This window comes from uncultured Maribacter sp. (assembly GCF_947496775.1).
GTDB lineage: Bacteria > Bacteroidota > Bacteroidia > Flavobacteriales > Flavobacteriaceae > Maribacter_B.
Genome location: NZ_CANMDU010000004.1, coordinates 199,438 through 218,373, shown reverse-complemented (window position 1 = coordinate 218,373; position 18,936 = coordinate 199,438). Strand labels below are relative to the sequence as shown.

Here is an 18,936-nt window from a genome sequence, read left to right as displayed (position 1 = left end):
TATTTGGCAGTTCTATTTTGTAGAATGCATAAAAAATAAAAGACGGAACATTGTCCCGTCTTTTCCCCAAATCTTACCATGAACTTAACCTACTTATGCTATGGTTCTGCAAAGGTATATCCTTTATATATGCTACAAAAAGCTATTAGTTGAACTACGTATAGATTGGTTAAAAGGTGTAAAGTTTAAAAATAGGATATACGTATTAGGATACTATAAGAATGTATCAAATAAAAAAGGCGGAGTAGTAACTCCACCTTTTTTGCCCCAAATCTTACCATGAACTTAACCTACTTATGCTATGGCAAGTCTAAAATAGCCTTGTGTTATAGGACAAAGACTATAATGCCGTTAAAAGGTAGGTTTTATCGATGAAATACACTATAATATGCATTTCATCGATAGAATTATTAATAGGCTCTTTCGTTTTTTCCTTCGTAAAAGTTTATAAATGCTTTATTTACAACCCTATTCCCTCCTGGTGTGGGGTAGTTACCTGTAAAATACCAATCGCCCAGGTTTTTAGGACAAGCTTGGTGTAACCCTTCTATATTTTGATATATTATTTGAACTTCAGCTCTTATATCTTTTGGGCTTAAAAGTTCTCCAATTTTAATGGATATTTGTTCCGCTGTAAAAGGTTTGTAGAACTCTTTCACATAATTTACAACATCTTTATCGTCTGTAGATAATTGATTTTTACATTTCTTATATATTTCTTCTACAAGATGCATAGTATTATTATCCTTATGTAAATCTAGGGCAGCTCTAAAAGCAATAAAATCTTCTAGCTTGGCCATATCAATTCCGTAACAATCAGGGTATCTAATTTGCGGAGCTGAGGATACAACTATAATTTTCTTAGGCTCTAAGCGATCTAAAATTTTAAGGATACTTTTCTTAAGAGTAGTTCCCCGAACAATACTATCATCTATAATCACAAGATTATCGTCCTTATCTACAGACCCATAGGATATGTCGTATACATGAGCTACTAAATCATCCCTACTACTATCTTGTGTAATAAAAGTTCTTAGTTTAGCATCTTTAATAGCAACTTTTTCTATTCTAGGACGAATTTTTAATATTTCATGTAGTTCTTCACTTGTAATTTTAGAACCAATGGATAGAATCTGTTCTTCTTTTTTCTTATTTAAATAGTTTTGAGCCTCTTTGACCATACCAAAGAAAGAAGTCTCTGCAGTATTTGGTATATAAGAAAAAACAGTTTTTTTGATATCGTGGTCTATGGCATCAAGAATTTGAGGAAAAAGTAATTTACCAAGCTCTTTTCTTTCTTGGTATATTTCTTTATCACTTCCTCTAGAAAAATAAATACGTTCAAAAGAACATGCTTTTCTTTCCGTAGGTTCTAATATTTCTTTAATAGAAGTACTACCACTTTTCTTAATAATAAGCGCATGTCCTGGATCTATTTCTTGCACAGATTCATATGGCACATTAAACACGGTTTGTATAACAGGTCTTTCCGAGGCTACAACAACAACTTCATCATCTTTATAATAATATGCTGGTCTAATGCCTCCAGGGTCTCTTAATACAAAAGCATCTCCATGCCCTAAAAGTCCGGCCATAGCATAGCCACCATCAAAATTTTTGGCAGCCCGCTTAAGAATTTTCGATACTTTTAAGCGTTCCGCAATTAGTTTAGAAGCTTCTCTTTTTGTGTATCCTTCCTTTTTAATTTGCTTGTAGAGTTTAGCTACAGCGTCATCTAAGAAATGGCCAATTTTTTCCATAACAGTAACAGTATCTGCCATTTCTTTTGGATGCTGACCAATTTGCACAAGATTATCAAAAAGCTCATGAACGTTAGTCATGTTAAAATTACCAGCAACAATTAAGTTACGGTGCATCCAGTTGTTTTGTCTTAAAAAAGGGTGAACACTTTCTATACTGTTCTTTCCAAAGGTACCATAACGAACATGACCTAATAATAATTCTCCTATATACGGAATGTTCTTTTTTTGTAATTCTACATTGTCAATGTACTCAGGGTTTTCTGCAAAAGCGGTATTAATTCTGTTATTGATTTGCGCAAAAATGTCTTGGATAGGTAGTTGTTCCGCAGAACGAACTCTACTCATGTATCTTTCTCCGGCATCCATATCTAACTTTATACTGGCTAAACCTGCACCGTCTTGCCCCCGATTGTGCTGTTTCTCCATCATTAGATACATTTTGTTTACACCATAAAATGCAGTGCCGTATTTTTCTTTATAATATTCTAGGGGTTTTAGTAGTCGTATTACAGAAATTCCGCATTCATGTTTAATGGCATCACTCATTACTTTGTAGTTGTATTAAAAAAGCCCCAAATTTGGGGCGTTAGATTATTATAATTCGATGTCAAATTGTGTTAATGTCTTAAATTGATGAAGTCTTTTATTGACTTCATCTCTTTGTAAGTTTTCCATTCTTTCCGTTCCAAATTTCTCTACCGAAAAAGAGGCAAGGTTAGAACCATGTATTACAGCATTTTTTAAATTATTAAAACTAGTGTTTTTGGTTGCTGCTAAATACCCAGAAAATCCTCCTGCAAAAGTATCTCCAGCACCAGTTGGGTCAAAAACTTCCTCTAGAGGTAACGCAGGAGCAAAGAATACTTTGTCATCATGGAATAATAAAGCACCATGTTCTCCTTTTTTAATAACTAAATATTTTGGACCCATTTTAAGGATAGTACTAGCCGCTTTAACTAAAGAGTATTCGCCAGTTAATTGTCTGGCTTCTTCATCATTAATAGTTAAAATATCTATTTCTTTAATTACGCCCTTCAACTCTTCTAAGGCATTATCCATCCAGAAATTCATAGTATCTAGAATGATAAGGTCGGGTTTCTTATCCATTTGCTTAATAACACTCATTTGTACGCTAGGGTGTAAATTTCCTAACATAACAACATTAGCATCTTTAAAGTTTTCAGGAACAACCGGATTAAAATCTGCTAATACATTTAATTCTGTAGTAATTGTATCTCTAGAATTTAAATCATTATGATATTTTCCTTCCCAGAAAAAGGTTTTTCCTCCTTTTACAATCTCTAAAGAAGAAAGGTCTATGTTTTTAGATGTAAGAAGGTTTAAATATTCTTCCGGAAAATCTTCTCCTACCACAGAAACAATGGCAGAATCTACATCAAATTGAGAGGCTGCTAAACCAATAAAAGTAGCAGCTCCTCCTAATATTTTATCGGTTTTTCCAAAAGGAGTTTCAATGGCGTCAAAGGCAACTGTGCCTACTATTAATAATTTACCCATTTTTAATAAAAATTAAGCTGCAAATATACGGCTTTGAAAAACGAAAAACAGTAACCAATTATATCAATTAGTGAAATTTTATAAATAGACTTATTAATTTGTTAAAAAACAACTAGGCGGAATTATTTGCGGCCAAAATCGGCAGGAATTTCTCCCCAAGCTTTGGTTTCCCATTTTACTATGATGGTATTATATGAATTAGTTTGTAACCAATCTGTAGCCCGTTTAATTAGAATAAAAAGTTCCTCGTTTTTTTTATTGGGTTTCAGCTTGGTGTTGCAATTTTTTTTTCGAACCCAACTCATTGCTGTTCTAGAATCGGTGTAAAGAATTCTATCACTATCGTGTTTTTTTAAAAAAGCTAAGCCATGTACTAAAGCTAAAAACTCTCCAATATTATTTGTTCCTTGTTTAAAAGGACCTTGGTGAAATAATTTTTTTCCGGTTTTGGTATCCACGCCTTGGTATTCCATTATACCAGGGTTACCACTAGAGGCAGCATCTACAGAAATAGAGTTGTAATTGGGTAAACCATATTTTGCAAGTTCTTCTTTAGATAATTTGGCTTTATTTGGTTTTTGCCCTTTGTAGTCATTGTAACTACCATTAAATGCAGTTTTAGCAAGGGTTAAGGAGTCAAAAGATTTGTATTGCGCTCCTTTAAAACCAGTAATAGCAGTTTTGCATTCTTTCCAGCTAGTGTAAATTCCAGGTTTTACTCCTTGCCAAACGACATAAAATTTCTTTTTGCCCGCCATTATTGTTCTAAAAGTAGTTTTTCTATCACTCTAGGAAAGTGTTCGTATTCTAAATTATGTACTTTTTCTGCTATTTCTGGAACGGTATCGTTACTTAAGATTTCGACTTTTTCTTGTTGTATTATCGCTCCTTCATCATAATTTTCATTCACATAATGAATGGTAATACCAGTTTCGGTCTCTTTATTTTCTTTAATGGCAGCGTGTACATAATCTCCATACATACCTTTGCCTCCGTATTTAGGTAATAAAGCAGGATGAATATTTATAATTTTTTTTGGAAAAGCCTGAATAAGATTTTTAGGTATTTTCCACAAAAAACCTGCAAGAACAATTAAATCTGGATTAAAAGACTCTAGTACTTTTAATACAGCATCTGTTTTCGAGAATGCGTTTCTATTAAAATATAGGGCATTGATATTTAGCCTGTTGCATCGGTCTAAAACTTTGGCATCCCTTTTGTTAGTTAGTACGCAGGCAATAGTTACATTCGTCTTATTCTGAAAAAACTGTACTATGTTTTCAACATTAGAACCAGAACCAGAAGCAAATAGAACAATACTTTTCATAGTAAGAATTGGTGTGATATATTAAAATATTTATAGGGCTAAAATAGCACACTTGTTTTTAATTTGTTTAAATTAGTTGACATTTTAACGGCAAATAGTGTTATTAAACCATAAGTTTTTTATTTTTGCCAACAATTTAAATTTTAAAACCAATATTATTATGTCAGACATTGCATCAAGAGTAAAAGCTATCATCGTTGATAAATTAGGAGTTGATGAAAACGAAGTGGTAACGGAAGCTAGCTTTACTAACGACTTAGGGGCAGATTCACTGGATACTGTTGAGTTGATTATGGAATTCGAAAAAGAATTCGATATTCAAATTCCTGATGATCAAGCTGAAAATATCGCAACAGTTGGCCAAGCCATAAGCTATATAGAAGAAGCTAAGTAATCCTATGATTACTGGAACAAGATTTTAAATTATCCATGTGGTTAGTATGCCGCATGGATATTTTTTTTTAATTTCCCCTTAGTTAAGGAATAATAAATACCCGGTTCAATGCAATTAAAAAGAGTTGTAGTTACTGGATTAGGCGCGTTAACGCCTATAGGTAATAATATAGAAGAATACTGGAATGCTTTAATCGCTGGTAAGAGTGGGTCTGCGCCTGTTACTTATTACGATACGGAAAAGTTTAAAACTAAATTTGCGTGTGAGTTAAAGAATTTTAACGCATTAGATCATTTTGATAGAAAGGAAGCGCGTAAATTGGATAAATTTGCACAGTATGCCTTAGTTGCTTCAGATGAAGCAATTATAGATTCTGGCTTAGATTTAGATAAAGTAGATAAATTTAGAGTTGGCGTTATTTGGGGTGCTGGTATTGGTGGGCTAGAAACTTTCCAGAATGAAGTTATGAACTTTGCAGAAGGAGATGGTACACCTAGATTTAACCCTTTCTTTATTCCTAAAATGATTGCAGATATTGCTCCAGGAAATATATCAATAAAACATGGTTTTATGGGAGCAAATTATACTACTGTATCTGCATGTGCTTCTTCAGCAAATGCAATGATAGATGCTATGAATAATATTCGATTAGGATATAGCGATGTTATTGTTACAGGAGGAAGTGAGGCAGCAGTAACTATTGCAGGTATGGGAGGATTTGGAGCTATGCACGCTTTATCTAGAAGAAATGATAGCCCAGAAACGGCTTCTAGACCTTTTGATGCTACTCGAGATGGTTTTGTTTTAGGAGAAGGTGCAGGTGCATTAATTCTAGAAGAATATGAACATGCTAAGGCAAGAGGCGCCAAAATTTACGCCGAAGTTTTAGGAGGAGGTTTATCTAATGACGCGTACCATATGACCGCTCCGCATCCTGATGGAATAGGAGTTGTTCGTGTTATGCAAAATTGTTTAAAAGATGCAGGATTAAATCCTGAAGATGTAGACGCTATTAATACACATGGAACATCTACGCCTTTAGGGGATGTTGCAGAACTTAAAGCAATTTCAGAAGTATTTGGCGAGCATGCAGAGAAAATAAATATTAATTCTACCAAGTCCATGACTGGTCACCTACTTGGAGCAGCAGGAGCTATAGAAGCAATAGCATCTATTCTTGCTATGAAACATAGTATCGTGCCTCCAACAATTAACCATACTACGGTTGACGAAAGAATTGATCCGAAATTAAATTTAACACTAAATAAGGCTCAAAAAAGAGAAGTTAATGTTGCTTTAAGCAATACTTTTGGTTTTGGAGGGCACAATGCATGTGTTATTTTTAAAAAAATGAACTAAGAATCGATGAATTTCCCATCAAATATATTTAATTCCCATTCTAAAGAGGATGGGAATTTTTTTTTGGGAATAAAGGCAATACTAGGCTTTAAACCTAAAAATTTAGGAATTTATAAAAAAGCATTTTTACATAGGTCAGCTAATGTAAAAGATAGTGATGGTATTCCAATGAATTATGAGAGGTTAGAGTTTTTGGGAGATTCCATGCTAGGAACCATAATTTCTAAATACCTTTATAATGAAGTTCCAGAAGGAGATGAAGGTTACTTAACTAAGATGCGGTCTAAAATTGTAAGTAGAGAACATCTTAACGAATTAGGAAAAGATTTAGAACTCATAAAATTTGTTGAAAGTAGAATACCAAAATCTCATTTTGGAGATAATATTCACGGAAATGTTTTTGAGGCATTGATAGGAGCAATATACTTAGATAGAGGATATAAATATTGTGAAATATTTATTGAAAATAAGGTTGTTAAACCATATGTAGATATAGAACAGTTAGAAGGTAAAGTAATTAGTTACAAAAGCCTAATAATTGAATGGTGTCAAAAACAAAAAAAGACATTTAATTATAATGTTTACGAAGATACCGGTAACGATACTTTAAAGCATTTCGCAGTAAAATTGTCTATTGCAGATACTGTCGTTGCCAAAGCTCGAGCAACATCAAAGAAAAAGGCAGAAGAAAGAGCGTCTAAAAGAGCATATTTTGCTTTGCAAGATAAAATGAACCAATCTTAGGTTATTTTTTCAACACTATAACGTTATAGTAACAAATTAGGGCGTTTTATTATAATTTCTTAATTAGGCAGATTGCTAATTAATCCTATATTTGTCTTTTTTGTGGCCTATGGTAGCAGTACACAAGATTACTGGAGATTTTTTTGAAGAAGCTTTTATTTTAATTGCTCTGCATAGTAGCTTACCAGATTATAATTTGGTATATGAGATAAACAACTGTCTTAAAGCTAATTTTAAAAGATCTCGAAAAGATTTAGACATATCCAATACAGTGTCTTTTCCGTTTTTTGAATGGGAAGATGAAATTAATGATAGGTATTGGACACTTATTTCTAATAATAGTAAAAAAGAAGAAAGTACTGTATCAACAAATCTTTTTAAAGATGAGCCTGCCTTTACAACGCATCATTTAATTCCAGAGCATAAGGAAATAGATTATTTTCTTAAAATTGAAGAGGATGAAGCACAAATGGTAGATACTATTTTAAAAGCATTGGTAACCATACCCAAAATAATAACAGCATATGAAATAGATGCTGAAAATTTAAAATCTAAGAACAACTTAATATTTTAACAATGCCAAGACAAAAGAAGACAAAAATAGTAGCCACCTTAGGTCCTGCAACAAGCAAAAAAGAAGTTTTAAGAGATATGATCAATACTGGGGTCGATGTCTTTAGAATAAATTTTTCTCATGCAGATTATGAAGATGTTACAGAGCGTGTTAAAATAATAAGAGAGCTTAATGATGAATTAGGAACTAATGTTTCTATTCTAGGAGATTTACAGGGTCCTAAATTACGTGTTGGTGTAATGGCTGGTGAAGTTGTTGTTGTTCCTGGAGACGAAATTACTTTTGTTACTGGTAAACCTTTTGAAGGAACATCAGAAAGAGTGTATATGAACTACACTAAGTTTCCAGAAGATGTACAAGCCGGAGAACGTATTTTATTAGATGATGGTAAGCTAATGTTCGAAGTAATTTCAACCAACAAAAAGGATGAGGTTAAGGCTAAAGTAATTCAAGGAGGTCCTTTAAAATCTAAAAAAGGGGTAAATCTTCCTAATACAAATATTTCCCTACCGGCTTTAACAGAAAAAGATGTTAAAGATGCCATTTTTGCTATCTCCCTAGAGGTAGATTGGATTGCATTATCTTTTGTTCGTTTTAGTCAAGATTTAATAGACCTTCAAAAAATAATCCAAGAACATTCGGAACATAAAATTCCAATTATAGCAAAAATTGAAAAACCAGAAGCAGTTGAAAATATTGATAAAATAGTTTCATACTGCGATGGATTAATGGTGGCCAGAGGAGATTTAGGAGTTGAGGTTCCTGCACATGAGGTTCCACTTATTCAAAAACAATTAGTACTACGTGCTAAAAAAGCAAGAATACCAGTAATTATAGCAACCCAAATGATGGAAACTATGATTACAAGCCTTACGCCTACAAGAGCAGAGGTTAATGATGTAGCAAACTCAGTTATGGATGGGGCAGATGCAGTGATGCTTTCTGGAGAAACTTCTGTCGGGAATTATCCAGTACAGGTTATTGATAAAATGGCAAGTATATTAGAAAGTGTAGAAGGTTCAGATTTAATTAAAGTGCCACAAGAGCCACCACATATTCGTACTAAAAGATATATTACAAAATCGGTATGTTACCATGCATCTTTAATGGCTAACGAAATTAAAGCAAAAGCAATTTCTACTTTAACAAATAGTGGTTATACGGCATTTCAAATTTCCGCATGGAGACCAAGTGCACATATCTTAGTATTTACATCAAACAAAAGAATATTAACACAACTAAATTTACTTTGGGGAGTTAAAGCATTTTATTATGATCGTTATGTCTCTACGGATGAAACTTTAGAAGATGTAAATAAAATTGCATGCAAAAAAGGATTCTTAGAAGAAGGAGATATGTTAATAAGCCTTGCCGCTATGCCCATAAAGGATAAAGGAATGGTAAATACATTGAGAGTTACAGAAATAGAAACTTGTAATTTTTAAGAAAAAGTAAAAACTTATATAAAAGCCCAAACATCATAATGTTTGGGCTTTTTGTTTTTGTAGGATTTCGTAAGTTATAGGGTAATCTTTAGACTAATTTATAGCACAATAATATATATAGTATGAAGTTTGAATTCCTAGATTATAAATTAGGCTCTATTTTTGGATTAACAGATGACATTAAAAAAGAGCACCATAATTTTTCTTTAACTTCTGGGACTATAAATTTTTTATGGAATAGGAACAAGGAAGTCTTAGAAATTAAGATTGATGATATTCCTGTGCAGTTACAGCCCAATCAATTAGTTACCACTACCTATTTACAGCATGTCTCCTATAAAAATACCAATTTACCATTAACTTCTTTCTTATTTAATAGAGAGTTTTATTGTATTTCTGATCATGATAGTGAAGTTTCCTGTAATGGTATTTTATTCTTTGGAACTCAGGACTTACCTATAATTACTATACCTAAAGAACAGGAGCGTAAGTTTAATACATTATATGAAGTGTTTTTGGATGAATTCTCCACTCCAGATAAAATACAAGGAGATATGCTTCAAATGCTTTTAAAGAGGTTAATAATTATTACTACAAGACTTGCTAAAGAACAACTAGTAGTTAAAAGACTAGATAATGATCAAATAGATATTATTCGTAAGTTTAATGTTTTGGTTGATACACATTATAAAACAAAAAGAAAAGTAAACGAATATGCGGAGCTTCTTTTTAAAAGCCCTAAAACACTTTCTAACCTGTTTTCCATTTATAACCAGAAGACTCCACAGCAAATAATTCTGGATAGAGTAGCATTAGAGGCAAAACGTTTAATACGATTTACAGATAAGCAAAACCAAGAGATTGCTTATGAACTAGGATTCAATGATCCTGCTCATTTTAGTCGTTTTTTTAAAAAAACGACTAATTATTCTCCTTCAAAATATCGCGAAATGCAGGAAATCCTTGCCTAAAGGAAATTTTTACAAGTCATCGGGAAATAGGTAATAACAAAAAGGTTGTTTCTCATCGCATCTTTGTAGTGTAATTAAAAAATAGTACAAGATGAAAAACATACATACATCTATTTTTAATCTCATTGAGATTTTTGGAAACACTAAAAGGCCAGGAATTAAAACTTTTAGTTTAGAAAGCCATTGTGAGCAAAAACACCATCATGATTTATATTGTGATGCAGAGAAACCATTTATATCCTATTAACAATAGTTTTTAAAAAATAAGAAAATATGAGCAAATTTAATGTACCAAAAAGAGAAGAAGTAAGTATTGCAAACCAAGCAATTTTTGACAACTTAGAAAAAACAGTAGGGTTTGTACCAAACCTTTATGCTACTTATGCGCATTCAGAAAATGCATTAGGAAACTATTTAGCTTTATCTGGAGCCAAAACATCTTTATCTGCAAAGGAAAAAGAAGTAGTAAACTTGGCAGTAAGCCAAGTAAATAACTGTACATACTGTCTTTCTGCACATACTGCAATAGGTAAAATGAACGGATTTAATGACGCGCAAATATTAGAATTAAGAGCAGGTAAAGCTTCTTTTGATAACAAATTAGATGCATTAGCAGCATTATCTAAAAACATTACGGAAAACCGCGGAGCGACAAGCGGTACTGTAGTAGAGAAATTTTTTAGTGCAGGTTGGACCAAAGAAAATTTAATAGATACTATTGTTTTAGTGGGCGATAAAACTATATCTAACTACTTACATAAAACAACAAATGTGCCTGTAGATTTTCCTGTAGCGGAACCTTTAGAAACAATAGAAGCATAATAAACACAAATAAATAATAAATTTTAAATTTTAAAAAGATGAAAAAAGTAATAGCAATAGTAGCTTTAGTATTAGGAGTAACATTTTCGGCAAATGCCCAAGATAAAATGATGAAAAAGGCTCAAAAAACAATTTCTTTAGAGCAAACTTCAGGAGAATTTACACAAAAACAGATTACAGTTTCTCCAGGAACTTATGTTTTTGAAATTGCAAATAATGCTGTAGGTCATGATGTTGGTTTTGTTTTGGTACAAAAAGGAAAAGATATAAGTAAGCCAGAAAATCATATTCAGACTGCTTATGTAACAGAAGTGGTTGCAACAGGAAAAACCCAAAAATCTAAACCTACAACTTTGGCTAAAGGGGAGTACGTATATTTCTGCCCTATGAATCCAACAGCGACAGACAATACGTTAATTGTACAATAAAGGTTAGGTGTTTGTGCTTATAAATCTTCGGTATATTTTATATATCGGAGATTTTTTATTCTCAACATTTACGATTATTGGGAACAGAAAGTTCCTATTTACTGGGTTACAATATTACCTTGTAGGGTTTTGTTTAGAAATCAAATCGTAATTGAACGTCGATACTTTTTTCTTTGGGTTTTTCTTTAACTTCTGTATTTAAGTTGGTTAATGATATTCCTAACAAGCGTACAGAGTTTTGAAGCTTTTCTTGGTATAAAAGTTCTTTAGCATTTTCTAGTATAAGGTCTTTATTGGCTATAAAATACGGTAACGTTTTACTACGTGTTTGCAATGTAAAATCGCTATATTTTATTTTTAAAGTAATTGTCTTTCCTGCGATCTTAGTTTTTTTTAGGCGTTTTTCTAATTCAATAGCAATATTTTCTAAGCGTTCTAGCATAAAAATTTCACTACTTAAATTTTCATTAAAAGTACGCTCAGCACCTAAAGATTTTGGGATTCTATGAGGTTTAACTTCACTAGTATGAATTCCACGGACCACATTGAAGTAATACGCGCCACTTTTTCCAAAATTTGTTTCTAAGAACTCTTGAGATTTACTTTTTAAATCTTTTCCTGTAAAGATTCCTAGTGTATACATTTTTTGGGTAGTAACTTTACCCACACCGTAAAATTTCCGTATTTCTAAACCCTCTAAAAAGGCATTAACCTCTTCTGGGTTTACTGTTTTTTGTCCATTAGGTTTGTTTATATCACTTGCTACTTTGGCAATAAATTTGTTAATGGATATTCCTGCTGAAGCGGCCAAACCAAGCTCATCAAAAATTCTTTGTCTAATTTCTTTGGCAATTAACGAAGCGGAAGGATTTCCTTTCTTATTTGTGGTTACATCTAAATAGGCTTCGTCTAAAGAAAGAGGCTCTACTAAATCGGTATATTCAAAAAAGATAGCTCTTATTTTTTTTGAAATTTCTTTGTATCGTCCATAACGGGGTTTTACGAAAGTAAGATGAGGGCAATTTTTTTTCGCCATAAAACCACTCATTGCACTACGAACTCCGAATTTCCTAGCTTCATAATTGGCAGCAGAGACCACTCCTCTTATTTCATTGCCGCCAACAGCTAAAGGCTTCCCTTTTAAACTAGGATTGTCTAATTCTTCTACAGATGCATAAAAAGCATCCATGTCTACATGAATTATTTTCCGTAATGGTATATTAGAGGACATAAACAAATGTAAACTTTATATACTTTTACAGAAATAAAAATCTTTTTTTAAATGGTAGAAATAGAGCGTAAATTTTTAGTTAATTCTGATTCTTATAAGAAAGAAGCAAAAATTAAAACGCGCATTGTGCAAGGATTTCTAAATACCCACCCAGAACGTACCGTTCGCATTAGAATTAAGGGAGAACGAGGCTTTATTACAGTAAAAGGAAAAGGCAATGATACGGGAGTTTCTAGGTATGAGTGGGAAAAAGAAATAACGATACTAGAAGCGGAAGAGCTTTTGAAAATAGCAGAACCTGGTAGTATTGATAAGTTTAGATATGAAGTGTTGGTTGGAAATCATGTTTTTGAAGTAGATGAATTTTTTGGGGATAATAAGGGTTTGGTAATAGCTGAGGTAGAATTATCTTCTGAAGAAGAAACTTTTGAAAAGCCAAAATGGTTGGGGAAGGAAGTTTCTGGAATAACGAAATACTATAACTCACAATTAAGTAAGTGCCCCTTTAAAGAATGGGCTTAAGAGGCAAGTATTCCTTTAATACCAAGTAAGGGAATCTTTATTGTATTATTTTCAGTTACGGTATCTTTTTTGAATAAAAAACGCTTTTCAAATAGAACCCCCTTAGAATAGAAGGTTACAAAAAATTCATTATTTAGTTTTAAAACTTCATCTTGTACAAACTCTAATTTAGCAAAAGATTTAGGTTCTAAACCAGCCATACTATGTCGCATAGCTGCTGTCTTTATATCACCATCAAAACCTTTAGAAACTATAAAAACAAGCTCAATGGGAACGTTTTTATCGTTTAAAATATAAGCGTTCCATTCTTTGGCTTTAAAATCAGCATTATACTCATATATTAAGGCTATATAAATATCTGTTACTTCAGGAATATGAATATCTTTTTTCAAAGGAAAAGAGTTTTATAATGCGCTTTTAAATTGCTCCAAAAAGCGAATATCATTCTCACTTAATAAACGAATGTCTGTTATTTGATATAATAACATTGCAATACGGTCTATACCAACACCAAAAGCAAAACCAGAATATTCATCAGGGTTTATGCCACAATTAGTTAAGACATTTGGGTCTACCATACCGCAACCTCCAATTTCTAACCAGCCAGTACCTTTGGTAATCTTGTAATCTGCTTCTGTCTCTAGTCCCCAATAAACATCCACCTCGGCACTAGGTTCCGTAAAAGGAAAGTAAGATGGGCGTAATCTAATTTTAGATTTTCCAAAGAGCTCTGTAGTAAAGAACTGTAGGGTTTGTTTTAAATCGGCAAAAGAAACATTTTTATCAATATATAAACCTTCTATCTGGTGAAAGAAACAGTGTGATCGTGCTGATATAGCTTCGTTTCTGTATACCCTACCTGGCGAAATGGTGCGTATAGGTGGTTTATTATTTTCCATATAACGTACTTGTACAGATGAGGTATGCGTACGTAATAAAATATCCGGATTAGTTTGTACAAAAAAAGTATCCTGCATATCTCTAGCAGGGTGGTATTCTGGTAGGTTTAGGGCTGTAAAATTATGCCAATCATCTTCAATTTCTGGTCCTTCCGATACGTTGAACCCTATTCTAGAAAAGATATCAATAATTTGGTTTTTAACAATGGAAATAGGATGACGAGATCCTAAATTTAGAACTTCTCCAGGACGAGTTAAATCGCCATAAGCTCCTGTTTCTTCCGTTGTTTTTTCTAAAGCATTTTTTATAGTGTTAACTTTTTCTTCTGCCGCCTTTTTGAGTTTGTTTATAGTTTGTCCGAACTCTTTTTTTTGTTCATTAGGAACATTCTTAAACTCCGCAAAGAAATCGTTTAACAACCCTTTTTTACCTAAATATTTAATTCGAAAAGTTTCTACCGCATCTTTAGAATCAGTAGCAAATTTTTCTACTTCGGCAATATGTTCTTTAATTTTGTCAATCATGATTCTTTCTAAACCAGCAAATTTAAAACATTTAGAGCAGTAGCGACCGATTTTTGTCCAAATATGCTACCGTTCTAGAACATTTCACAAAAAATAGTTACTCTTTTACATTCTCTTTGACCCAAGCTAAACATTCTTTAAATGTTTTAAAAATATGTTCTCTAGGAACAAGGTCAGGAATAATATCTACACGTTCCATCATATGTTTGGGTTGCTCTAGAACATCAATGAATAATACGGTTATTTTCGATTTTTCTAAATCTACGAGAACATCTTCCATGGCATATACTCCAGATTGATCCATGTACTGGGTTCTTCCAAGACGAATAATTACGGTAGAAGCAGTTTCTGGTATTTGGTTAGCTAGTTCCTGAAATTCGCTTGTGGAGCCAAAAAATAATGGTCCTTTTAAGTGTTTAATAAAAACTCTTTCCTGTAAATTAATTGGTAAGCCTATTTCATCTGACCAAGCTTTTTCTTTGGATAAGGTTTTAACATCCGATTTTTTAGCGGTAAGGTCACCTATTTTTTTCATGAACATTAAAGATGCTATGATAAGACCAATACCAACAGCATAAACTAAATTCCAAACAGAAGAAAGTACCATTACTAAAAGCATAATCAGTACTTCAGAACTTAACTTAATAGGACCTATTTTTATGTCTTTAGGTAAAGTAGATATTGCTTTTAGGCCTTTATAGTCCATAACCCCTATACCAACGGTAATTAAAATGCCAGCTAAAACTGCTGCTGGTATTTGCGAGGCAACAGTGCTTAAGGCTAACATTACAATTAGCAATAATACACCGGCAATCATTCCAGATAATTTTGTTTTACCACCAGAGTTTATATTTACAACAGTCCTAATAGTAGCTCCAGCCCCTGGAATACCACCAAAAATGGCAGCAATACTATTTCCTATACCTTGCCCAATTAATTCTTTGTTAGGTTTGTGTTTGGTTTTGGTCATATTGTCTGCTACTACAGAGGTTAAAAGAGAATCTATGGATCCTAATAATGCTAAAGTAAGTGCAGTAAAAATATAGGGTGTTACGGCACTTATTTTAAACTCTGTTAGTATCTCTATATTGGGCATTGGAAAACCTTGGGGAATCTCTTCTATTGGTATATATGGTAATCCAAAACCATATGCTACACCAGATACAAGAACTAAAGCAACTAATGTACTTGGGATGGTTGTTGTTATTCTCTTAAAACCAAATATGATAACAATAGTAGCTATTGCTAAACATAGTTCTAACCAGTTAATATTTTGCAAAGCTCTAGATAGTACTTTAAAAGTTCCTAAAACTCCTTTGGCTTCAGAACCAGCTAAGGTTTTGGCCTCTCTTAGAATATCGTTAGAGGTTATTTTTTTAGCTCTTTTAATGGTCTCTTCAAAATTTTCTAAGACTAGAATACCCTCTCCTGCTTCTTCCTTTAGAATATTATCTAAAATAATTTCTTCTGCTTTTGGTTTAAAAGTATTTACATAGTCTACATCTTCTTTTGGATAATAACCAATGGCAGGAAGAATTTGCGTTATTAATATAATAATACCTATGGCAGTCATAAAGCCAGAAACCACGGGGTATGGTATATATTTTATGTATTTACCAATACGCAAAACTCCTAGAATAATTTGAAATATTCCTGCGAGTAGAAATACAGAAAGAATGGCGGGTATAGCTAAAGAAATATCACCATCGTTAACGGCAATTATTTCTGCAATTACAACCATACTAACGGCGGTCATTGGAGCGGTTGGGCCAGATATTTGTGTGTTTGTTCCTCCAAAAAGAGCAGCAAAAAAACTAATAAAGATAGCGCCATATAAACCGGCACTAGGACCTAATCCGGAAGATACACCAAAAGCAAGAGCTAATGGTAATGCTACTATTCCTGAAGTAATGCCACCGAAAAGATCTCCTTTTATGTTAGAGAATAAATTTTTCATGTAAAGGTTAAATTTATGCGTAATTATAGATTTTGTAAAAATAGGTTAGGAAGAGTTTTATACACAAAAAATAAAGTTATTTATTTTTTGTGTATAAAATTTAATATAAGACACAAAAAGAGTCTTGGTATATACCAAGACTCTTTCCACATAGTAGTTTATAGCATTAATGTTTAATAAAAATCTACACCGCCAGTAGAAATATTATACATGGCACCAACAATTTTTATTTCATTGTTTTTTTCCATTTCAGCTAATACGGGGCTTTTAGTACGAATATTATCTATCGTTAGTTCTACGTTTTTGGCTGCTACATTATTTACAAAATCTATATTTTTAGAATTTCTTAGGTCGCTATTTGTAGGCTCTTTTACAGCATTTACTGCAGGCTTAATTTTGTCTAACAAAATTGTTAAATTACCTAATTCAGCTCCGTCACAAGCCCCTTTTACAGCGCCACACGCCGTGTGGCCTAAAACAACAATTACTTTGGTTCCGGCTAATTTACATGCAAATTCAATACTTCCAAGGATATCTTCATTAACAATATTGCCAGCAACTCTAGCACTAAAGATATCTCCAACACCTTGATCAAATATTAGCTCTGAAGATACTCTAGAATCAATACAGCTTAAAATGGTAGCAAATGGGTATTGACCGCTTGCGGTATCTTTCATTTGGTCTAAAAGGTCTCTGTTTACTTTATTGTTTGCTATAAATCTAGCATTACCTTCCTTAAGAAGTTCAATAGCTGAATTAGGGGTAATAGCCGCTTGCGTTTCTTTTGTATGTGCTTTCATTTATAATTTTTTATGGTTATTAATTTAGGCTGATTTTGGTCTAAGCTTAAAAAATTCGATAAAACTTGGAGGATTTTCAGCAACTCCTCTTTCCGATATTATTTTAATATTAATATTTCTTTCTTTTGCCTTAAAAGCAAAGTCGTCTAGAATCTCAATTATATCATTATCTAAATATCTGGTTTTCCTAACATCTAGCTCTAAATAAGTGCCTTCTGGTAAACCGTCTAACTCTTTCAATATGGCTCCTTTGTTAAAGAAAGTAACTTCTTCTGCTAAGGTCATTTTAATTTTACCATCATCAATATCTTCTCCTTCTTTGTGTAAGAAGTGCGAATTTTGATAGTTTTTAAGTAAAATAATAAAAATACCTACCGCTAAACCTAGCCCAATACCAAGTAATAAATCTCCAGTGATTACCATTGGTAATACCGTTGCCATAAAGGGTACAAATTGTTTCCAGCCTAACTTGTACATATTTACAAAAGTAGATGGTTTTGCTAATTTAAAACCAACTATAAATAATACTGCAGCAAGAACAGCTAAAGGTATTTGATTTAGTAATGTAGGAATTAAAAGAACAGATACTATTAATAAGAATCCATGTATAATGGCAGATAATTTAGTTCTTCCTCCAGATTGGATGTTCGCAGAACTTCTTACAATTACTTGTGTTATTGGTAAACCTCCTATTAATCCAGAAACTATATTTCCTGTTCCTTGAGCAAATAATTCTCTATTCGTAGGAGTTACATTTTTGTGAGGGTCTAACTTATCTGTTGCTTCAACGCATAATAAAGTCTCTAAAGAGGCAACTAAAGCTATAGTAAAAGCAGTAATCCAAATTTCAGGATTTCCAATAGCTGCAAAATTAGGAAACGTTATTTGCTCCTTAATATCATCTACGCTTGCAGGTACTTCTACAAGTTGATTTAATGCTAATTCTAGAGAACCTCCTTTAGTTACTATGTAGAAAATAATACCTACCACAACAGCTACTAAAGGCCCTTGTACTAGTTGAAATATTTTTCCTTTTTTAGACAATACGTTTGACCATAAAAGTAAGATAGCCAATGCAATTACGCCAATTACGGTAGCACCAATGCTAATGTTTCCACTTATTAAAGCGTTAATGGCTTTTAAAAGTCCAGAGATTAAGTTATCCCATTCAACTTGTAAAAAGTCATAGTTACCAACAGGATTTTTACCCATTCCAAAGAAATATGGAATTTGTTTTAGAATGATAATTATACCAATTCCTGTAAGCATTCCTTTAATTACAGATGAAGGAAAGAAGTATCCAATAATACCAAGGCGTAATACACCAAATACTATTTGAATAATGCCACCAAGTACTACAGCTACTAAGAAATTTTCATATCCTAAGGATGTAATGGCTACTAAAACTATTGCTGCTAAACCAGCTGCAGGACCACTTACTCCAATATGTGATCCACTCATCGCGCCAACAACGATACCCCCAATAATACCGGCAATTAAGCCAGAAAACAGAGGTGCGCCACTGGCAAGGGCAATACCTAAACATAAAGGCAACGCTACAAAGAAAACAACCACACTTGCGGGCAAGTCATTTTTTAAATATTTGAACATAAAAATAAATTATTATGTCTTTTGAGTTATCAAAAAACAAGTTGTA

At 32.8% G+C, this 18,936-nt stretch carries 20 protein-coding genes; 10 read left to right on the top strand and 10 right to left on the bottom strand.

Going from position 1 to position 18,936, the window contains the following annotated elements; all coding sequences use genetic code 11:
- Positions 1-410: 410 nt before the first annotated feature.
- From Q0856_RS09085 to purN, 4 genes are all read right to left on the bottom strand, one after another.
- Positions 411-2,309 carry an amidophosphoribosyltransferase gene (locus Q0856_RS09085; RefSeq protein ID WP_298478609.1) on the bottom strand — a complete coding sequence of 633 codons (1,899 nt, stop codon included), beginning with the start codon at positions 2,307-2,309 and terminating at the stop codon, positions 411-413.
- Between the two features lie 48 nt (positions 2,310-2,357).
- The gene (locus tag Q0856_RS09080) at positions 2,358-3,281 is read right to left on the bottom strand and encodes a PfkB family carbohydrate kinase (protein WP_298504286.1); all 924 of its coding nucleotides are present in this window, start codon (positions 3,279-3,281) and stop codon (positions 2,358-2,360) included.
- Between the two features lie 122 nt (positions 3,282-3,403).
- Positions 3,404-4,039: a ribonuclease H family protein gene (locus Q0856_RS09075; RefSeq protein ID WP_298478615.1), complete on the bottom strand. Its 636-nt coding sequence runs from the start codon at positions 4,037-4,039 to the stop codon at positions 3,404-3,406.
- Positions 4,039-4,608: a phosphoribosylglycinamide formyltransferase gene (gene purN, locus Q0856_RS09070; RefSeq protein WP_298504284.1), complete on the bottom strand. Its 570-nt coding sequence runs from the start codon at positions 4,606-4,608 to the stop codon at positions 4,039-4,041. Before purN ends, Q0856_RS09075 begins: the two co-directional genes overlap by 1 nt.
- Before the next feature lie 160 nt (positions 4,609-4,768).
- On the opposite strand from purN, the gene Q0856_RS09065 reads away from it, so the two are divergent.
- From Q0856_RS09065 to Q0856_RS09025, 9 genes are all read left to right on the top strand, one after another.
- Entirely contained in the window at positions 4,769-5,002 is a 234-nt protein-coding gene (locus Q0856_RS09065; protein WP_008269813.1) for an acyl carrier protein, read from the top strand.
- Positions 5,003-5,110: 108 nt separating this feature from the next.
- Complete coding sequence (gene fabF / locus Q0856_RS09060) at positions 5,111-6,361, top strand: beta-ketoacyl-ACP synthase II (RefSeq protein WP_298478621.1); 1,251 nt, start codon at positions 5,111-5,113, stop codon at positions 6,359-6,361.
- Positions 6,362-6,367: 6 nt separating this feature from the next.
- Positions 6,368-7,105, top strand: coding sequence for a ribonuclease III (gene rnc, locus Q0856_RS09055; RefSeq protein WP_298478624.1), 738 nt, complete (start codon positions 6,368-6,370; stop codon positions 7,103-7,105).
- A 109-nt stretch (positions 7,106-7,214) separates the two neighbouring features.
- The gene (locus Q0856_RS09050) at positions 7,215-7,679 is read left to right on the top strand and encodes an IPExxxVDY family protein (protein ID WP_298478626.1); all 465 of its coding nucleotides are present in this window, start codon (positions 7,215-7,217) and stop codon (positions 7,677-7,679) included.
- 2 nt (positions 7,680-7,681) lie between these two features.
- Positions 7,682-9,124: a pyruvate kinase gene (pyk, locus tag Q0856_RS09045; protein ID WP_298478629.1), complete on the top strand. Its 1,443-nt coding sequence runs from the start codon at positions 7,682-7,684 to the stop codon at positions 9,122-9,124.
- A gap of 122 nt (positions 9,125-9,246) precedes the next feature.
- Complete coding sequence (locus Q0856_RS09040) at positions 9,247-10,095, top strand: helix-turn-helix domain-containing protein (RefSeq protein WP_298504282.1); 849 nt, start codon at positions 9,247-9,249, stop codon at positions 10,093-10,095.
- A gap of 91 nt (positions 10,096-10,186) precedes the next feature.
- Positions 10,187-10,342, top strand: coding sequence for a hypothetical protein (locus Q0856_RS09035; RefSeq protein ID WP_298504279.1), 156 nt, complete (start codon positions 10,187-10,189; stop codon positions 10,340-10,342).
- A 26-nt stretch (positions 10,343-10,368) separates the two neighbouring features.
- On the top strand, positions 10,369-10,917 hold the full coding sequence (locus tag Q0856_RS09030) for a carboxymuconolactone decarboxylase family protein (protein WP_298478638.1): 549 nt from the start codon (positions 10,369-10,371) through the stop codon (positions 10,915-10,917).
- Positions 10,918-10,955: 38 nt separating this feature from the next.
- Positions 10,956-11,345, top strand: a complete 390-nt coding sequence (locus Q0856_RS09025; protein WP_298478641.1) for a cupredoxin domain-containing protein — start codon at positions 10,956-10,958, stop codon at positions 11,343-11,345.
- Positions 11,346-11,478: 133 nt separating this feature from the next.
- On the opposite strand, the gene dinB is transcribed toward Q0856_RS09025, so the two are convergent.
- Positions 11,479-12,576: a DNA polymerase IV gene (gene dinB, locus Q0856_RS09020; RefSeq protein ID WP_298504277.1), complete on the bottom strand. Its 1,098-nt coding sequence runs from the start codon at positions 12,574-12,576 to the stop codon at positions 11,479-11,481.
- A 51-nt stretch (positions 12,577-12,627) separates the two neighbouring features.
- Between dinB and Q0856_RS09015 the strand changes: the two genes are divergently transcribed.
- Positions 12,628-13,098, top strand: a complete 471-nt coding sequence (locus Q0856_RS09015) for a CYTH domain-containing protein (protein WP_298504276.1) — start codon at positions 12,628-12,630, stop codon at positions 13,096-13,098.
- Here the strand turns inward: Q0856_RS09015 and Q0856_RS09010 are convergent.
- From Q0856_RS09010 to Q0856_RS08990, 5 genes are all read right to left on the bottom strand, one after another.
- On the bottom strand, positions 13,095-13,490 hold the full coding sequence (locus tag Q0856_RS09010; RefSeq protein WP_298504275.1) for a hypothetical protein: 396 nt from the start codon (positions 13,488-13,490) through the stop codon (positions 13,095-13,097). The two genes, Q0856_RS09015 and Q0856_RS09010, sit on opposite strands and share 4 nt — an antisense overlap.
- Before the next feature lie 12 nt (positions 13,491-13,502).
- A complete protein-coding gene (pheS, locus tag Q0856_RS09005) occupies positions 13,503-14,522 on the bottom strand; it encodes a phenylalanine--tRNA ligase subunit alpha (RefSeq protein ID WP_298478653.1) in 1,020 nt (339 codons plus the stop codon).
- A 97-nt stretch (positions 14,523-14,619) separates the two neighbouring features.
- A complete protein-coding gene (locus tag Q0856_RS09000) occupies positions 14,620-16,479 on the bottom strand; it encodes a SulP family inorganic anion transporter (RefSeq protein ID WP_298504273.1) in 1,860 nt (619 codons plus the stop codon).
- 173 nt (positions 16,480-16,652) lie between these two features.
- On the bottom strand, positions 16,653-17,279 hold the full coding sequence (locus Q0856_RS08995) for a carbonic anhydrase family protein (protein ID WP_298478659.1): 627 nt from the start codon (positions 17,277-17,279) through the stop codon (positions 16,653-16,655).
- Between the two features lie 24 nt (positions 17,280-17,303).
- The gene (locus Q0856_RS08990) at positions 17,304-18,890 is read right to left on the bottom strand and encodes a SulP family inorganic anion transporter (RefSeq protein ID WP_298478662.1); all 1,587 of its coding nucleotides are present in this window, start codon (positions 18,888-18,890) and stop codon (positions 17,304-17,306) included.
- Positions 18,891-18,936 lie beyond the last annotated feature (46 nt).

What these genes read in the sequence shown, in the direction of transcription:
- Q0856_RS09085 (WP_298478609.1), bottom strand. Translation starts at nt 2,309, where the DNA reads ATGAGTGATGCCATTAAACATGAATGCGGAATTTCTGTAATACGACTA.
- Q0856_RS09080 (WP_298504286.1), bottom strand. Translation starts at nt 3,281, where the DNA reads ATGGGTAAATTATTAATAGTAGGCACAGTTGCCTTTGACGCCATTGAA.
- Q0856_RS09075 (WP_298478615.1), bottom strand. Translation starts at nt 4,039, where the DNA reads ATGGCGGGCAAAAAGAAATTTTATGTCGTTTGGCAAGGAGTAAAACCT.
- purN (WP_298504284.1), bottom strand. Translation starts at nt 4,608, where the DNA reads ATGAAAAGTATTGTTCTATTTGCTTCTGGTTCTGGTTCTAATGTTGAA.
- Q0856_RS09065 (WP_008269813.1), top strand. Translation starts at nt 4,769, where the DNA reads ATGTCAGACATTGCATCAAGAGTAAAAGCTATCATCGTTGATAAATTA.
- fabF (WP_298478621.1), top strand. Translation starts at nt 5,111, where the DNA reads ATGCAATTAAAAAGAGTTGTAGTTACTGGATTAGGCGCGTTAACGCCT.
- rnc (WP_298478624.1), top strand. Translation starts at nt 6,368, where the DNA reads ATGAATTTCCCATCAAATATATTTAATTCCCATTCTAAAGAGGATGGG.
- Q0856_RS09050 (WP_298478626.1), top strand. Translation starts at nt 7,215, where the DNA reads ATGGTAGCAGTACACAAGATTACTGGAGATTTTTTTGAAGAAGCTTTT.
- pyk (WP_298478629.1), top strand. Translation starts at nt 7,682, where the DNA reads ATGCCAAGACAAAAGAAGACAAAAATAGTAGCCACCTTAGGTCCTGCA.
- Q0856_RS09040 (WP_298504282.1), top strand. Translation starts at nt 9,247, where the DNA reads ATGAAGTTTGAATTCCTAGATTATAAATTAGGCTCTATTTTTGGATTA.
- Q0856_RS09035 (WP_298504279.1), top strand. Translation starts at nt 10,187, where the DNA reads ATGAAAAACATACATACATCTATTTTTAATCTCATTGAGATTTTTGGA.
- Q0856_RS09030 (WP_298478638.1), top strand. Translation starts at nt 10,369, where the DNA reads ATGAGCAAATTTAATGTACCAAAAAGAGAAGAAGTAAGTATTGCAAAC.
- Q0856_RS09025 (WP_298478641.1), top strand. Translation starts at nt 10,956, where the DNA reads ATGAAAAAAGTAATAGCAATAGTAGCTTTAGTATTAGGAGTAACATTT.
- dinB (WP_298504277.1), bottom strand. Translation starts at nt 12,576, where the DNA reads ATGTCCTCTAATATACCATTACGGAAAATAATTCATGTAGACATGGAT.
- Q0856_RS09015 (WP_298504276.1), top strand. Translation starts at nt 12,628, where the DNA reads ATGGTAGAAATAGAGCGTAAATTTTTAGTTAATTCTGATTCTTATAAG.
- pheS (WP_298478653.1), bottom strand. Translation starts at nt 14,522, where the DNA reads ATGATTGACAAAATTAAAGAACATATTGCCGAAGTAGAAAAATTTGCT.
- Q0856_RS09000 (WP_298504273.1), bottom strand. Translation starts at nt 16,479, where the DNA reads ATGAAAAATTTATTCTCTAACATAAAAGGAGATCTTTTCGGTGGCATT.
- Q0856_RS08995 (WP_298478659.1), bottom strand. Translation starts at nt 17,279, where the DNA reads ATGAAAGCACATACAAAAGAAACGCAAGCGGCTATTACCCCTAATTCA.
- Q0856_RS08990 (WP_298478662.1), bottom strand. Translation starts at nt 18,890, where the DNA reads ATGTTCAAATATTTAAAAAATGACTTGCCCGCAAGTGTGGTTGTTTTC.